Genomic DNA, 16834 nt, shown 5'->3' with positions numbered 1-16834 from the left:
GAGTGTCAACCTGCAGTATAGCTAACAGGATCATAAATACACTACATTCAGTAAGCAACAAAAAGCCCCCCAGATTGTATCTGGGGGGCTTTTTATTATCGAAGTGGTACGCTAGCCGTTCATCGACATCAAGAACTCGTTGTTGTTCTTGGTGTCTTTAATGCGGTCTTTCAGGAACTCCATGGCCTCCACAGCGGTCATGTCAGACATGAACTTGCGCAACACCCAGATGCGGCTCAACTCTTCCTTGCCCATGAGCAAGTCTTCGCGGCGAGTGCCGGAAGCTGGTACGTCGATGGCTGGGAAGATGCGCTTGTTGGCCAGTTTGCGGTCCAGCTGCAATTCCATGTTGCCGGTACCTTTGAATTCCTCAAAGATAACCTCGTCCATTTTGGAGCCGGTTTCAATCAGGGCCGTAGCGATAATAGTTAGCGAGCCACCATTCTCCACGTTGCGTGCTGCACCAAAGAAGCGCTTAGGCTTGTGCAAGGCATTGGCATCCACACCACCCGACAGGATTTTGCCCGAAGCTGGCTGCACCGTGTTATATGCACGGGCCAGACGCGTGATAGAGTCGAGCAGAATCACAACATCGTGACCACATTCTACAAGGCGCTTGGCTTTGTCCAAGGCAATGCTGGCAATTTTCACGTGGCGGTCGGCCGTTTCGTCGAAGGTGGAGCTAAGTACTTCGGCTTTCACCGAGCGAGCCATGTCCGTTACTTCTTCCGGCCGCTCATCGATAAGCAGAATGATAAGGTAGACCTCAGGGTGATTTTCGGAAATAGCGTTGGCAATTTCTTGCAACAGAACCGTCTTACCAGTTTTCGGCTGGGCTACAATCAGACCGCGTTGGCCTTTACCGATCGGCGCGAACAAGTCCAGAATACGAGTGCTAAGCAAGCTCGACTTGGTCGTCAGCTTCAAGCGCTCCTCGGCAAACAGCGGCGTGAGGTTGTTGAACGGAATTCGGTCTCGGGCTTCTTCTACCGTGCGGCCGTTGATGCTTTCCACTCCTACCAGCGCAAAGTATTTTTCGCCTTCGCGGGGCGGACGAATCGTGCATTTTACCGTGTCGCCGGCTTTTAAGCCAAACTGCTTTACCTGCTGCGGCGCCACATATATATCGTCGGGCGAGGCGAGGTAGTTGTAGAAGGGCGAGCGCAAGAAGCCGTAGCCACCATCGGGCATTAGCTCCAACGTCCCTTCACCATCTACTACAATATCAAAGTCGTTGCGCGGGCGCTGCGGCTGACCGGCTGGCTGCTGACCACCATCAGGGCGCGGGGCGCGCTGCTGGTCGCGGGCTGCGAAGCGGTCATCACGGCGCTGCTGGTCGCGGCCTTCCCGTGGCTCCCGATTCTCACGCGGCTCCCGGTTCTCTCTTGGTTCGCGGGGCTCACGCAATTCCCGTGGCTCCCGATTTTCCCGAGGCTCGCGTAGTTCTCGTGGTTCGCGGTTATCACGGGGTGCATCGCGTAAAGGGCGTGGTTCCCGAGTCTCACGGCTATTATCGCGTGGTTCGCGGGGCTCCCTGAATTCCCGAGGCTCGCGGTTTTCGCGTGGCGCATCGTTACGGTATTCACGCTCGCGCGGGCCATCAGTGCGGAGTTCACGCTGCTCCCGAGGTTCACGGGGCTCACGGCCATCACGGTATTCGCGCTCGCGTGGGGCCGTAGGATGATCCGTACGCGGCTCACGGGCTGGTAGTACATTAGGCGCAAAGGAAACAGGCGCAGCAGCCGTTTCGGAGTGGGCTGCGGCAGCCGCCTCAACTGCACCTTCAGGCGTCAGTGAAGCTGGCACGTCGCCACCCGATGTGTCAATGCCATTGGCGACGCCATTCAAAGTCGTAGCGGGTGCTCCTTCTTCGGTGCGGTTGCGCTCAACACCATTGCGCAAGCGGCGCTCAGGCCGCTGATACAACTTTACTGGGCGGGTGGCTCCAGCATCAGGTACTGGCTCAACATCGACAGCTACTGTAGCCTCGGCGGGAGTGGCTGCGATAGCCGGTGCTTCCGCCAGCGCTAACTCAGGCGCGATTGCCAAAGCAGCATCAACGGCCACAACGGGAGCAGGAGCAGCGGTTCGGGGAGCACGGGCGCGGGCTGGGGCCGGGCGCGTAGCGGGGGCCGTGGGTGCGGCTGCCGGTACGGCATTGGCTTCAGCTACATCCGAAAAGGGCAGCTCAGTTCCATTCTTGGCGCTGGCGGGTTTTATTTTCTGGGGAAGCTGATCGGCGGGAATAATGGCCTGCTGATCGAGAATCTTATAAATCAGATCCTGCTTGCTGAGCTTTTTGAAGTTACCAACCTTCAGCTCTTCCGCTATTTCTTTTAGCTCGGAAAGCAAACGGTCCTTCAATTCTTCAATATTGTACATAAACTAAACTAGTAGGAAAACGGGCAGAAGGGGGGTGGAGATACCAGACAGGACAGGATAGGGAGCAGCACAGGCCAACCGGGGCATAAAGGGCAACCGCAGCGCGGCGCGAAGCACAGAATACGTAGGGAAAATGGGGTACTCGGGAGGCGCTGGAAATAAAAGCGGGCCGTACGCGAGCAAAAATTACTGCGGACCCGGCATCAGCCGCCGGCTTGTTGCCGCAATGTTAGACTAATACGGGTAAACCGCCAAATCAGATACGCTTTTTTTCGGGCTATTCGCCACAATAGTAAGGACATTCGCGCTGCTTTAATGGTTCGCCCCGGCTCATTTACTTGTGTAGGGCGTTTAGGGCAGCCTGATATTTACGACTGCTCCGAGTACAAAAAGCTTCCGCTACTTCCCTACTTTTGCCCTATGCTGCAAGTTTCCGTTTTAAAAGAACACACTGACCTCGTGCTGGCTGGCTTAGCCAAAAAGTACTACCCCACTGCTGAGGCCGACGTGACGGCCATTCTCAATCTCGATCAGCGCCGCCGTCAGCTGCAAACCACCCACGACTCAGCCCAGGCTGAAGCGAATGAGTTGGCGCGCCAAATTGGTGGCTTGATGAAGAGCGGCGACAAAGCCGGAGCCGAAGACCTGAAAGCCCGTACTGCCACTCTCAAAGCCGACATAAAAACCCACGCTGATGAGCTAGGACAGGTAGAAATTGCTTTACAGCAGCTCTTGCTTAAGCTACCCAATCTGCCCCATAGCAGTGTGCCCGCAGGCCGTACTCCCCAAGAGAACGAAGTGGTATTAGAGCACGGCACCAAGCCAGATTTACCCCCCACGGCCCTCCCCCACTGGGATTTGATCAAGAAGTACGACATCATCGATTTCGAACTAGGGAACAAAATCAGTGGTGCTGGCTTTCCGGTGTATAAAGGGCAAGGCGCCCGTTTACAGCGTGCGCTTATCAATTTTTTCCTGGATGAAGCGCGGGAGGCCGGCTACTTTGAGGTGCAGCCACCTATTCTGGTAAATGAGGCTTCGGGCTACGGCACGGGCCAGTTGCCCGACAAAGACGGCCAGATGTACCACGATGCGCAGGATAATCTCTACCTGATTCCGACGGCCGAGGTGCCCATTACCAACCTTTACCGCGACGAGATTATTGCCGCTGATAAGCTGCCCATCCGCAATGCGGGCTACACGCCCTGCTTTCGGCGCGAAGCTGGCTCTTGGGGGGCTGATGTGCGCGGCCTCAACCGCCTGCACCAATTCGATAAGGTAGAAATCGTCCAAATAGCCTTACCCGAGCAGAGCTACACTATTTTGGAGGAAATGCGGGCCCATATTGAGGGCTTATTGCAAAAGCTGGAGTTGCCCTACCGTGTGCTACGCCTCTGCGGCGGCGATATGAGCTTCACTTCGGCCCTCACTTACGACCTCGAAGTGTGGAGTGCGGCCCAAGGTAGATGGCTAGAAGTAAGCTCAGCTAGTAACTTTGAAACGTATCAGGCTAACCGCCTTAAACTGCGCTACCGCGCTGAAGGTGGCAAAACTCAGCTTCTGCATACGCTCAATGGGTCGGCGCTGGCATTGCCGCGTATTGTAGCCGCATTATTAGAAAACAACCAGGCTGAGGACGGCATCCATTTGCCCCAAGCGCTGCACAGCTACTGCGGCTTCGATAAGATCACGAACTAGTTTCGTTATGGGTACAAAAAAGCCCCCCAGACGCGTTCCGGGGGGCTTTTTTATTTCCTGTACTGGTCAAGTCAGTTTTAGAATATGTCCTTGATAACAGGCTAATACTCAGCAAACGCGCTATCAATGTAACACCAAGCCCACCGCTCACCGGGCTCGGCGGAGGTGATGACGGGATGATCGGTAGCGTGGAAGTGACGAGTAGCGTGCTTGTTTTTGGAGTTGTCGCAGCAGCCTACGTGACCGCAGGTCTGACATACACGCAAGTGCACCCACTCGTCGCCCAAGGCTACGCATTCAGGGCACACATACTCTTCATCCTCTATAATCCTAGTTAAGCTACCGAGGTGAGTGCAAGGCGCTTTAGCTTCCATAAAAAGCGGTTTTAGACGAAGAATCAGTTGCTTTCAGGCACCAGTTGGGTTCTGATGCGCAAGCCACTCATTAGGGTTTTCTGTACGGGGCATTTCTGCGAAATTACTTCTAAGCGTTGGCGCTGCTCCTGTGTGAGCGGCCCCACCAGACGCAGTTCCTTTTCTACTTCCTCCAGCATCTGGCCTTCCTGTTCGCACTTATCGCAGTCGGCACGGTGCACGCGTTGATGGCGTAAGCGCACTTCTATGGCTTCCAAAGGCCACTTTTTTTGGTCGGCATAGAGGCGCAGCGTGATGGCAGTACAAGCTCCCAGCGCCGCTAGCAGCATATCGTAGGGTGTAGGGCCGCGGTCTTTGCCACCCACTTCTTCGGGCTCATCCAGCACAAACGTGTGACGACCAGCCTCCACATCGGCTAGCAAGGCGTCAGCACCCACTTTCACAAGAACGGACTTTGTAGTAGCATCAAGCATAGCAGGTTAGTAATGGTAGAGATAAAATGTACTCTTTTTCTCTTTGATTTACCTCGTTACCATAAAGTAACGCACACGAAAAAGGGCTACTTCCACCCATTGGCAGAAGAAGCCCTCGCGTTATCACACGAATGCCAGACCTAGGGAAGTTTAGGATTTGGGCGTGTAAGGAAACTTCTTCGAAGCATTGCGCATCAGCATGTTCACCATACCTTCTGTCGAGCTTCCTACCGAGCCGGCAGCTACGTAGTCATACTTCCACAGCAGCTTACCGGCGTCCGATTCGTGGATATTGACGGTAATGTTGGCTTGATTGGTGGCACCCCAAGCACCTACCAGTACACCCACAGCCAAGGCAGCTCCGTCGCTCATAGGCTTGGTGGTGCGTACGCTGGTAGTCAATACTGCATCAACGCCGAGTACTTTAGCAAGTTCTTGAGCAGAGTGCGTACGCAATTCCTCGTACGGAATCTGGAGCTCACGGAGTTTGGCGTTGGTTTGCGTTACGTCCTGAAATTGAACTGTATAGCCGCGCTGCTGGCTCCGACGCAACAACCACGCATATATTTTTTCCTGAAAGTCGATACCGCTTTTGTATTCCAGATCGCGCTGCTGCTCCGCTGTCGTGTTGCGTGCTTGGTTGGGGCGCAGTTGCATTGTCACGGAAGCGGGTAGAATGGCTACCGTTTTGTGTTTAGGGGCATAAGAGCGAAAGTCGTTCGCCAGATAAATGTTAGGACCGCAAGCTGTACATAAGAACAGCATAACCAGCGTGAGGGCGCGAGCCCCAAGCGTAAAAAGGCGCATAAATGAAGTAAAAGAGGAAAGGTTAGAATATGGTTTTATCGGCAAATCAACAACTTCTTTGCAACTTTTAAAACAACATATTCGTATATCGCCCTCTTTTTTTATTCAGCTTAAGGATATAGCCCTCAGAGGCCATGTTCGCATCCCTACGCTCCCTGTTGGCTACCAGCAAGCACTCTATCAACGCCCATCGCGCGTGGGGGGCAAATCCAAGTCAAATTGAATTTCGCGCATACACTTGAAATGCCCTTGGGGGCATTTTTCGTAACCTATCTTGGAGCACGGCCGGCACGAAAGCCCTGGCCTTTCCAGAATGCGGAATTCGGTGCGGTAAGGATACATGCCAAACTCCGGCACTGTATTTCCCCACACGCTGAATATCTCTTTTTTAAAGGCCGCCGCAATATGCATCAGGCCCGTATCGTGGCTTACTACTAATTGGGCCTGTTTTACCAGCGAGGCCGATTGATTGAGCGAATAATGGCCACAGGCATTATAAATAATGGTCGTTGGAGCATTGATAGTAATCGGTTCGGACGGAAAGTAATATGGGCTGTCGGGTATTTTACGGGTAGGAGGCGGCGAAGCAGCAGCTTGCTTGGCAAATGCTAGCTCCACCACATGGCCGGTCGTTTCGTCCTCGGGGCCACCGAGCAGCACCACCGGCCGGCGCAGCAATCCGCACAACTCAATAATGCGCTCGACGGGCAGGCGCTTGGTAGCATGCTGCGCCCCGATAGCAAAGGCCACGTAGCCCCGCTGAAAGCCAGCCGGGAGCGTATTGAGGTCTACTTCATCATTAGCCGGAATGAAATAATCCAGCCCCTGACCATCATTTCGTACACCCAATGGCGCGGCAGCGGCCAGGTAACGGTCCACGATGTGCAACTGCGGCAGAGTATTGATCTTCAGATTGACCAGCAACCATTTCCGCAGATTGAGTTTGTCAAAGCTCGACGAAGGTATTCCCAACCGCAGCTTCAGTAGGCGGGTACGCAGGTTATTGTGCAGATCGATGATGTAGTCGAAGCGCTCGGCTCGCAACTCGTCTACCAGTTCCGTGAGCGAGCCAGTAAGGTAATGCGCCTTATCCACGTACGGGTTCGGCTCAATAATACTGCGGTAAGCCGGCTTGGTACAAAAATGCACCTGCGCGCCGGTTACCTGCTGTTTCAGCGTCCGCACCACGGGCGTTGTCAGCACGATGTCGCCGATGGAGGAAAAGCGCAGAACGAGAATTTTCATAAGCTATTTAACAGCAGCCAGCGCCACTATTAAAACAAGGTCGTTTTAAATTCTTCGGCCGGCTTTATCTTGGCTTTCCGCTGCGCAAAGTACGTGGCTACTTCCTCCCGAGACAGCGCATTGAACGTCATTTCCTTCGTTAGGCCGCCTTTGCGTCCCATAAACACGCCGTAGCGCATATCCGCGTAGCCATTTGTGTGGTGCGCATCAGGGTTGATACTCAGCCTCACGCCTTGATCGAGGGCGTAGCGTACCCAGCGCCAATCGAGGTCCAGCCGCCACGGGTTGGCGTTTATCTCAATGATAACCTCATGCTGGGCACAGGCATCAATAACAGCTTTGTAGTCAATTGGGTAGCCTTCGCGGCGCAGCAACAGGCGTCCGGTTGGGTGCCCTAGCATCGTACAGTACGGGTTTTCGATGGCCCGAAGCAGGCGCGTTGTGGCGCGGGCTTCGTCCATTTTGAGGTTGCTATGCACCGACGCCACCACAAAGTCAAACGATGCCAGCACGGAAGGCTGGTAATCCAGGGCACCATCGCCGAGAATGTCGCTTTCAATGCCTTTGAAAATGCGGAAAGGCGCCAATTCTTTGTTCAGCTCATCTATCTCGCGGTGCTGCTGGCGTACCCGCTCGGGGCTGAGGCCATTGGCATAGTGCGCGGCTTGCGAGTGGTCACAGATGCCCAGGTACTCGTAGCCTTCATCGCGCAGGAACTCCGCCATCTGGCGCAGCGTATGCGCACCGTCGGAGTAGTTGCTATGGTTGTGCACGCTCCCGCGTAGATCGGTGTATTCCAGCAGTTGGGGCAGCTTATGCTCTTTCGCCAGAGTTAGTTCGCCTAGGCCTTCCCGCAATTCAGGCTCCACGTATTGAAGACCGGCTTTTTCGTAGATGGCTGTTTCCTGGTAGAAGCGCTCCTTTTTCAGCAGCTGCCGCAACGTGGCCGGCTGGCCATGCGCGGCCTGGGGGGCAAATATTTCGGATAGATGAGCCTCAGCACCCGTCAGCAGAAAAAGCTGATTCGTGAAATCGTCCTTCGCTACCAGCAGCACTTCCACTTTTACGCCCGAAGCGGTGGCTGTACCGCGCCACGCAAACGGCCCCGAACGCGCGGGGTCGGCGGTAAGGCCATCCAGAGAATTCAGCAGCTTGTGGGCTTTCTCGGGCTGGGCAGTGGCCGCTACCAGCACCACGTTTTCGACCACCTCCAGGCGGCGGCGCACCTCCCCTGCCACCGCCACCGACTCCGTAAACAATGCCTCCTGCAAATGAGAAATCAGTTCATCGGCTAGCTCCTCGGCTTGCGGATACAGCAGCTTGCCCCGGCTTTGGTCGCTGAATTCGAGGGCTTGCAGAATAGCATCCTGAGTCTTTTTGCCGAACCCTTTGAGCTTACTTACCTCGTCGCGCTCAGCAGCGGCTCGGAGCGCGTCAGAGCTTTCTACGCCCAGCTCGCGCCACAGCGCACGAATCTTTTTGGGTCCGATGCCTTTGATACTCAGCATCTCAACCACACCGGGCGGCGTGATACTGAGCAAGCGCGTCAGTTCCTCAAAAGTGCCGGTATCTAGCATTTCGGCTACGCGGGCGGCGGCGGTTTTGCTCAGGCCCGTGCGGTCGGGCAGGCCGGTGCGCTCAACTTCGGCCACCGAAAACTCCAAGCGTTCGAGGGCAGCAGCCGTGCCTTCGTAGGCCCGGATTTTAAAGGGGTTTTCGTCGTGCAGTTCCAGCAGCGAGGCCGCTAGGCGGAAGGCGCGAATCAGGGCGCGATTGTCCAAAACAGAAGCAAAATTTGCCCCCCAGCGGGGGATGGAGAAGGAAAGTAAAGGTACAGGGTTGGGAAATATTATGTTTTAAATAATACGAGTGAATAAAGGGCAATAGGCTTTTCGGGTACAACTATTGATGGTAAAATGAAAGCCTTTAATTTACTAGCCCATTCTACACTCTTACGCTGTTGCCATGCGCCTGTTTTCTCTGCTTTGCTGCCTGTGCGTATTGCTACTGGCCGTGACTTGCAAACCCGACCCGCGCAAGTCGCCGCAACTGCTTCTGCTTGAAGGCACCTGGCTGCACGCGCACGAAGAGGATACGGAGGATATAGAAGTGTATCGGCCCAATACGTATTCGTTTGCCCCTTCGCGGGGCCGTACTGGGTTCAACTTCGAGCACAATGGCCTTTTCACGCAGTACGACATTGCTCCTACTGATGGGCTTGAAGGTCGTAAAGGCCAATGGAAAGCCGAAAGCGAGGCAGTACTACGCATCACTTTCGATAATCAGGAGGAGCCAGGCTACAGGCTCGAAATTGTATCGCTGGAAAAGGATTTATTCAAAATTCGTCGCTTGCCGCAATAGCCTTGCAACCTTTCGTTCAGCTTGCGGCTCCTGTCACTGTCCTATTTTATATTCAATTATGCGTATTTCTACCCTTACGCTCCTGACCGTCTTCGTAGCGCTGGTGTTAGGGGCTTGTACCGAAAACGTGGGCGACCTGATGAAGCTGACTCCGGAGGGACCCACGGGGCCGCTTTACGGCCGCTCCTGGTACAACTCGCACGAAGCCCGCCCCGGCGACACCGTTATTTACCGGCCCCAGGGCTACATAATGCCCCCCAGCGTGCCCCGCTACGGTCCGGTTTATCTAGATGGGCTGCGCTTTGATAAGGATGGCCAGTTTACGTTTTACACCTTCGGCCCCGCCGATGCTCCGGAGGCTCATGTTGGTCGCTGGGAGCCAACGCAGGAAAATCAGAACATCTTGACCATGACGCTCGAGAATACAGAGTTGCGCCCACCGTTCCGGTTGCGCGTATTACGTGTAGAGAACGACAAGCTGGTTGTATTGCGCCTGCGCTAAATACTTTCCGATTAGTGTTGGGAGGCAAAAAAGCCCGACAAAAGCGAATCTAAAGAAATTTAGGGCGTCTTTTGCCGGGCTTTTTTGCGTGTTGTTTTTCCTGAATCTCCAGCTGACTTAGTTTTTAAAGTGAATTACTGGCTTGTTAAATCCGAACCCGCGGCCTATTCCTGGGCCGACTTTGTGCGCGATGGGCGCACCGACTGGACTGGCGTCCGCAACTTTCAGGCGCGCAACTACCTGCAACAGATGCAGCCCGGCGACCTGGTGCTGTTCTACCACAGCGTAACCGACAAAACCGTGGTGGGCATGGCTGAGGTAGCTGCTCCCGCCGCCCCCGATGCCACCGCTCCGCCCGAAAGCGGCTGGGTAGCTGTGGCGCTGCGTCCGCACCAGCCATTACCCAATCCCGTGTCATTAGCGGCCATAAAGCTCGACGCACGCCTGAGTCAGATTGGCCTTTTGCGCCAGTCGCGCCTGTCGGTGATGCCGCTGCGTAGCGAGGAGTTTGATGTGGTGCTAGAGTTGGGCAACTAAGCACTGAAGCTTACGCGTTCTAAAAGGCCTGTCTACCATTCGTAGGGCAGGCTTTTTAGCTTATTCATGGGCTGGGGGGCTTTTTTTGGCGTGGCCTATTTGCTGGCTGCTGAATCAGGCTTAAAAAGCTACCCAGCAACAAGCTGCACCACATGACTTTATGCCGTCTTCGTCGTATCTTACTAAGCGTCACAGCGAATAGGGCGCATGTCAGCTATGAAAAATATAATAGTCGGGGGGCTGGGAATGATGGCTCTGGTGATAGCCGGGCAGCCAGTGTTAGCCCAGGAGCCCGAGACGTCCATCGTTCCAAGCCAGCCTGCCCGACTGGAGTTGCCTTTTACTCAATATGATACGGATGTGCACGTATTGGCCATCCCCGAAGACAGCAGTGTGGTGATGCTGGTGGAAAAAGATGTTTTTATAGGCTCGCGCACCAGCTACACCTTCCACAAATTTGACCACCAGCTCAAGGATCTGGGCACGCGAAATGTGGAGATTCCGATTGAGTACGAGTTTAAGCTGATGAGCGCCGAAGCTACGGCGGTATACGCGCTTTTTCAGTCGCGCTACGCCCCGGAGCGCTTACTGGTAGCTGGCCTCGATGGTCGTACGGGTGATGTAGCCTTGATTAAGTTCGACACGGAGATGACGCGCGACGTGCTGGACCAGAAAGTATTGGCAGGCAATCTATTTGTGACGGTGCTCCTGGATCAGCACATGACGGTGGTAAAGCTGGATATGAAAGCAGGCAAACACCAGCTGCTGCCGTCGGTGTACGAGCCGCTTACCACCGAGCTTACCTTTCTCACTGACTCCGCTACCAAGCGCGCTGAGGTGATTATGCGGCAGTCAAACGGCGTAAAATCGCGGTTGCAGCTGAAGCAGCTTTCAGCCGAAGGCGAATTACTCAACTCAGAGTTTGTTCAAACGGAGAGTGAGCGCAGCCTGATCACCGCTCAGGTCAGCCTCGGCGACAGCTCCGACCGTATGTTGGCCGGCACCTATACGCTCAGAGATCCGCGCTACTCACAGGGCATTTTTTCGGCTGATCTCACGGCGGGCACCACCCCGACCGGCGTGCGGCAGTCTCTGCGATTCTACGATTTTACGCGGCTAAAGCATTTTTTCGATTACCTGAAGCCGGCTCGGGCAGCTCGTATTCGGCAGCGTAGTCAGGAGCGCCGCGCGGCCAATCGCGAACTGCCGTTGCGCTACCGCTTGCTCGTGCACGACTTGATGCCCTTCCAAAACGGCTACGTGCTGGTAGCGGAGGTGTATTATCCGCGCTACCGCAGCGACAGCTACGGCCCCGGCATGGTGGGAACCCGGTACCGGCAGTTCGACGGATACCACACCACCCACGCCATTGTATGTGGCTTCGACCGGCGCGGCAACCTACTCTGGGACAACACTTTTGTCCTGAAAGATGTGGAATCGTATGAGTTGGAAGAAACGGTGCGGCTGCGGCCCATGCCCGATGGCCAGCGCCTCGTGATGACGTATCTGGAAGAGGAAAATATCCACTACAAAATCATTGACCGCAGCTTGCCTACACCCAATGATCTGGTTGTGCCGTTGCAGCCTGCTAATCCTGATGTTAAGGAAAAGCTGGGCAGCACCAACTACGAGGGCATGCAAGCGTGGTATGGCAGCCGGTTTCTAGCCTTTGGCTATCAATACGTGCGCACTCCCCGGGGCGGGGGGCGCGATGTATTTTTTCTGAATACTGTTGCCTTCGATTAAAGCCCAGGCCGAACGGGCCGCTGCCAAGCTACGTATGGGAGCCAAACCACCTTCGCTCCCTCCCCCTATGTACACCAAACTACGTTTGCTTTCGCTCGTCGCCGTAGTAGGCCTCACCCTCACAGTAAGCTGCCGCACAAGTGGCCCCGAAACCCCAGCCCGCACGGTAGCTGAGTTTTTTCGCAAATACGAAAACCGCTCCGGCTTCAAGGCCACTACCTTATCGGCTGGCTTCACTACCCGGCTGCTGTTAGCGCGCTTAGGCAAGCTGGGGGGCAATAATGAACTAGCACAGGCCCTAACGTCGGTACGCGAGATTAAAATGCTCACCTTCACGCCTACCACCGATCGGGCCCAGCGCCTGGTAGCAGCCGGCCTTAATAAAGAAGTAGATGGCCTACTGGCTAGTGAGCGATACACATCCATCCCCGTATCCGCCGATTCGGCCAGCACTACCATCACGCGCTACGCCATTCGCCAGCAAGGCGACCGGGTACCGGAGTTGGTTGCTACCGGCAACGTAGAAGCCGTCCCCGAATCCTTTGCCTTGATAGCTGTATCCGGTAATTTCACTCGCACTCAGGTTGACGAGCTCATAAAGTTTCTGCCTGGCGCTGTTGGCGAACTGACTCAGTAGAAACTGTATTTATCCATTTCAAAAAAAGCCCCCCGGAATATTCTGGGGGGCTTTTTTACATATACTATTCTGTGCAGCTTCATAACACTTCTAGAACGGTGTAGAGACGCGTATTTGCATCTACTTGTTGAACGACCTACGCCGCACCAATTCAAACAACGACCGTGACGATTGAGACGCGAATACGCGTCTCTACACCATTTGCAGAACTGCTGTAGATTATTGAGTGTGCGAGAGTGTAGCAGCTATAATAGCTAGCCTCAATAGCCACTTTAATGTCTGAAGCTGACCAGCTCATAAATCAGCTTATCGCGATGATAGATGAAGCAACGCCTCAGATAAACTCAAGCTATAATTCACCATCTATACTCTATTCTTATATCTAAGGCTGGCTGCTGTTAAGTGCAGCGCTCTATTATGAAAAAGCCCCCCAAAAGGTTCTGGGGGGCTTTTTCATAATAGAGCGCTGCACTTAACAGCAGCCACGCACAAAAAAAGCGGCGGACCTTGTGGGTCCGCCGCTTTTTGGGTCTAAAGCCGGTCAGCGATTAAGGCTGAGGCTGGCTTGGGATGTAGAACTCGAAGGTGAATTCTACGCGGCGGTTCTTAGCCATGCCGGCAGCCGAAGTGTTCGGTGCAGCAGGCTGATCTTCGCCGAAGCCTACCGTAGTGATACGGTTCGGATCAACTGTTTTGCCAGTGAAGTAGCGCTTGGCCGAGGCCGCACGACGCTCCGACAGACCTTGGTTGTACTCATTCGTACCGCGGCTGTCAGCGTGACCAGCGATGCGGAGGCTATACTCAGGGTATTGCTCCAGAATCTTGATCATGTTGTCAAGCGTGCCATACGACTGACGACGGATAACCGTGCTGTTGGTTTCGAACTGCACTGGACGTACTTTCTGCATCAACGCAGGGTCAATCACGCGGCAACCAGTAGAGTCTACAGTGGCGCCAGCTGGAGTGCCGGGGCACTTATCGACATCATCCTTGATACCATCACCGTCTTGGTCGAGATTTACAGGGCAGCCTGTAGCATCAACTTGGGTACCAGCAGGGGTGTCTGGGCAAGTATCGTTCTTATCAGCTACACCGTCGCCATCAGCGTCAGGGCAACCACGGAGTGCAGCCGTACCAGCTTGGTCTGGGCATTCATCTTCTGAGTCACGTACACCGTCGTTATCACGGTCTGGGCAGCCTTCGAGGTTGGCCAAGCCTTTCTCGGTGGGGCACTTATCTTGGTAATCCGGCACACCGTCGCCGTCACCGTCTAATGGGCAACCAGCTTCGTCTACGGCTACGCCGGCTGGAGTGGCAGGGCACTTGTCTTTGCGATCTGGCACACCGTCCATATCCTCATCCTTGGGCTTACCAAAGTTGTAAGTGATACCGGCCGAGTGCTGGAGGTAACGGTCATTCAGGTCACCCTTGTCGACGTTGTCAATCGTGTTAGTCAGGGCATAAATCTGGCCTGTCTGCACGAAGATGCCGAAGGAAGGCGAGAAGTTCAGGGCAATACCGGCTGCACCGTGCAGATAAGCGGCGTAGTGGTCTTTGTTGCCCTGGAGTTGCTCCCCACCGACACCGGTGTTGATAAACTTATCTGAGGAAGCAATCATCAAGCCCGGCGCTAAGCTCAGGTAGGGGGCGAAGATGGCGTCCTCTTTTAACGCCCAGCCGTTGTTGAGCTTGAACTTGACAGGTACCCCGATGGTAGTCACGTTCGCGTCGAAGCGGCGGATCGCGGGGGCCAAATCCTCAATGGGCTTAAGCGTCTTGGTGGAGAACTTCATGTCCCCGTAGTTGGCCGACAGGCCAATGTCGATACCCGGCGTGAGGTAACGCGAGAGCGTGATGCCTCCACCACCTTCGATCTTGTTGGACTTGAACCACTCCGAGCCCAGGTCGCCGTGGTATTGCAGGGTGCTGCCGTAAAGGCTAATGCCGGTCTTGCGGTCCGCGCTTTGAGCGTGACCCTCGGGGGCCGCCGCTAGCAGCGCTAATCCCAAGACCGCAGATTTTGCTAGAAGGTGTCTCATAGCATACAGGTTAGGTGAAAACATTTTCTTTGGTTTTAGCAGCTTATTCGGGGTTGAATGAGAGCCTTAACTGACTGCCTATACTTTCCATTACGAATAAGGTTGTTGTTTAGGACTCAATCGTGGAGCATTTTTGTGAACTTATTTCTGCCAAATCAACGTTTCCGCCTGATTTTCAGGCCTGCCTATGTGACAACAAAGAAATATTTATCTTTTTTAATTTTCAAAATTTTCAAAAAAACTGATTTTCTCAGTTGAAACGGTCCCAAAAAAGGGCGCTCCTTGGTGGAACGCCCTTTTTTGAGCTTACGGTTGGGCCGTAACTCCGGTTGGCTAAATACCTACTCCCTCATGAGGCGCTCGATGTCGGCGATTTCCAGCGGGATAGAGGCCATCAAGTCCTCGGGCTGACTGCGGGTAATTAGAATATCGTTCTCCAGCCGGATACCTAGTCCCTCCTCCCGGATATAGATACCCGGCTCGCAGGTGTATACCATGCCCGGCTCAAACGTGCGGTATTTGCCCCCCACATCATGTACATCGAGGCCCAGGTAATGCGAGGTACCGTGCATGAAGTATTTTTTATAGAGCGGCGCGGCCGGATCCTGGTTGCGAACATCAGCTTCGTTGAGCAAGTCCAGCTTAATCAGTTCTTGCTCCATATGCTTGCCCACGGCCGCGTGGTAGTCCTCTATATTATTGCCGGCCACAAGGTGCGAAGTAGCAAACTTCATGACGGACAGCACGGCCTCGTACACATCGCGCTGGCGCTTGGTGAACTTTCCATTCACGGGAATGCTGCGCGAAAGGTCGGCGGCGTAGTTACCAAATTCGGCCCCAAAATCGAGCAGCAGCACGTCGCCATCCTGGCACTGACGGTCGTTGCTCACGTAGTGCAGAATGCAGGCGCTGGCACCCGAGGCGATAATGCTACCGTAGGCTGGGCCGCGCGAGCGGTTGCGCACAAACTCGTGCAGAATCTCGGCCTCAATCTCGTATTCCCACACGCCCGGCTTCACAAAGCCTAGCAAACGACGAAACGCCTTCTCTGTAATATTGACCGCCTCCCGCATCAGCCGGATTTCCTCCTGACTCTTGATTGCCCGCAAATGGTGCAGCAAGGGCGCAGCCCGACGGTACTGGTGCAGCGGATACTTTGCCTTTATCTCCTTAACAAAACGTGCATCCCGGGTTTCGACCTCTACTACCGCCCGGATGTGCTCATTGGTATTGAGGTACACATTCTCTGCCTCATTCATCAGAGCATGTAATACCTGCTGAAAGCTATCGAGCCACAGAATAGTCCGAACACCGGAGTTGGCGCGGGCTTCATCTTTCGTCAGCTTATAGCCTTCCCAGATGAGAATATGCTCACTGGTTTCCTTCAAAAACAGGATTTCGCGGTACTGGGGCAGCTTGGCATCAGGAAACAGAAGCAGGATGCTCTCCTCCTGATCGACGCCGGAAAGGTAGAACAGGTCATTATTCTGCCGAAACGCCATCGTGCCGTCCGCATTGGTGGGCATGGTGTCGTTGGCGTGGAAAATGGCTAACGAAGCCGGAAGCAGCTGCTGAATGAAATTGCGGCGATTTTCAATGAAAAGCTGGGGATCGAGAGGTCCGTAACGCATAGAACGGGCTAGGTTTGGGAAGAAGATAAAACGCACCGGGGTGCGGTTGCAAGTTAGGAGAATGAGCACAAGCCCGCATACTTCCGCTTTTATCGCACAAGGCGCTTACGCAAACGGCTGCGACCAGCTAATTCGGGATACGGCTGATTCTGCCTCGATTTCTAGAGAACTGGGGGGCTTTTTTGTCCAGAAACCAATCTTACACAAGCGTTTTCCCCTGCAGCTGTAGTTCGATGAATGTGGTAAATCAGCAGTTGCATACATTCTGGCTCGTGGGCTGCACTTTAGGCAGGCTATTTGGTGTTATTGCGTTAAAATCAAAAATATGGACTTACTAGGCTTGCCATAAGCTTGTATCCTATGGTAGCTTGGGTATTTTCGCCCCCCGCTCTGTCCGCTCCT

14 protein-coding genes are annotated in these 16834 nt (G+C 54.4%); 6 read left to right on the top strand and 8 right to left on the bottom strand.

What is annotated here, in order from left to right; all coding sequences use genetic code 11:
* Nucleotides 1-111: 111 nt before the first annotated feature.
* Nucleotides 112-2382: a transcription termination factor Rho gene (gene rho / locus H8B13_RS06815; protein WP_187310045.1), complete on the bottom strand. Its 2271-nt coding sequence runs from the start codon at nt 2380-2382 to the stop codon at nt 112-114.
* A 420-nt stretch (nt 2383-2802) separates the two neighbouring features.
* Between rho and serS the strand changes: the two genes are divergently transcribed.
* Nucleotides 2803-4080, top strand: a complete 1278-nt coding sequence (gene serS, locus H8B13_RS06810) for a serine--tRNA ligase (protein WP_187310044.1) — start codon at nt 2803-2805, stop codon at nt 4078-4080.
* 101 nt (nt 4081-4181) lie between these two features.
* On the opposite strand, the gene H8B13_RS06805 is transcribed toward serS, so the two are convergent.
* The 5 genes from H8B13_RS06805 to polX all read right to left on the bottom strand — a co-directional run bounded on the left by H8B13_RS06805 (nt 4182) and on the right by polX (nt 8760).
* On the bottom strand, nt 4182-4454 hold the full coding sequence (locus H8B13_RS06805; RefSeq protein ID WP_187310043.1) for a UBP-type zinc finger domain-containing protein: 273 nt from the start codon (nt 4452-4454) through the stop codon (nt 4182-4184).
* 23 nt (nt 4455-4477) lie between these two features.
* Complete coding sequence (locus H8B13_RS06800) at nt 4478-4927, bottom strand: OsmC family protein (protein ID WP_187310042.1); 450 nt, start codon at nt 4925-4927, stop codon at nt 4478-4480.
* 150 nt (nt 4928-5077) lie between these two features.
* The gene (locus H8B13_RS06795; protein ID WP_133271832.1) at nt 5078-5734 is read right to left on the bottom strand and encodes a hypothetical protein; all 657 of its coding nucleotides are present in this window, start codon (nt 5732-5734) and stop codon (nt 5078-5080) included.
* 180 nt (nt 5735-5914) lie between these two features.
* Entirely contained in the window at nt 5915-6979 is a 1065-nt protein-coding gene (locus tag H8B13_RS06790) for a glycosyltransferase family 9 protein (RefSeq protein ID WP_187310041.1), read from the bottom strand.
* A gap of 29 nt (nt 6980-7008) precedes the next feature.
* Complete coding sequence (gene polX, locus H8B13_RS06785) at nt 7009-8760, bottom strand: DNA polymerase/3'-5' exonuclease PolX (protein WP_187310040.1); 1752 nt, start codon at nt 8758-8760, stop codon at nt 7009-7011.
* A gap of 184 nt (nt 8761-8944) precedes the next feature.
* On the opposite strand from polX, the gene H8B13_RS06780 reads away from it, so the two are divergent.
* The 5 genes from H8B13_RS06780 to H8B13_RS06760 all read left to right on the top strand — a co-directional run bounded on the left by H8B13_RS06780 (nt 8945) and on the right by H8B13_RS06760 (nt 12762).
* The gene (locus H8B13_RS06780) at nt 8945-9340 is read left to right on the top strand and encodes a hypothetical protein (protein ID WP_187310039.1); all 396 of its coding nucleotides are present in this window, start codon (nt 8945-8947) and stop codon (nt 9338-9340) included.
* Nucleotides 9341-9398: 58 nt separating this feature from the next.
* Nucleotides 9399-9842 (top strand): hypothetical protein, encoded by a 444-nt coding sequence (locus tag H8B13_RS06775; RefSeq protein WP_187310038.1) that lies wholly within the window; start codon nt 9399-9401, stop codon nt 9840-9842.
* A gap of 129 nt (nt 9843-9971) precedes the next feature.
* Nucleotides 9972-10379 carry an EVE domain-containing protein gene (locus H8B13_RS06770; protein WP_187310037.1) on the top strand — a complete coding sequence of 136 codons (408 nt, stop codon included), beginning with the start codon at nt 9972-9974 and terminating at the stop codon, nt 10377-10379.
* A 216-nt stretch (nt 10380-10595) separates the two neighbouring features.
* Nucleotides 10596-12125: a hypothetical protein gene (locus H8B13_RS06765; protein WP_187310036.1), complete on the top strand. Its 1530-nt coding sequence runs from the start codon at nt 10596-10598 to the stop codon at nt 12123-12125.
* 67 nt (nt 12126-12192) lie between these two features.
* Nucleotides 12193-12762, top strand: coding sequence for a DUF4252 domain-containing protein (locus H8B13_RS06760; protein ID WP_187310035.1), 570 nt, complete (start codon nt 12193-12195; stop codon nt 12760-12762).
* Between the two features lie 548 nt (nt 12763-13310).
* Here H8B13_RS06760 and H8B13_RS06755 read toward each other — a convergent pair.
* Complete coding sequence (locus tag H8B13_RS06755) at nt 13311-14801, bottom strand: OmpA family protein (protein ID WP_187310034.1); 1491 nt, start codon at nt 14799-14801, stop codon at nt 13311-13313.
* A 341-nt stretch (nt 14802-15142) separates the two neighbouring features.
* Nucleotides 15143-16432 (bottom strand): aminopeptidase P N-terminal domain-containing protein, encoded by a 1290-nt coding sequence (locus H8B13_RS06750; RefSeq protein ID WP_187310033.1) that lies wholly within the window; start codon nt 16430-16432, stop codon nt 15143-15145.
* Nucleotides 16433-16834: the final 402 nt, after the last annotated feature.

Origin of the sequence: Hymenobacter sp. BT188 (assembly GCF_014333585.1) — a bacterium.
Classification (GTDB): Bacteria; Bacteroidota; Bacteroidia; order Cytophagales; family Hymenobacteraceae; genus Hymenobacter.
Note: the sequence above shows the minus strand (reverse complement) of the source record. Positions and strands in the feature narration are given on the sequence as shown.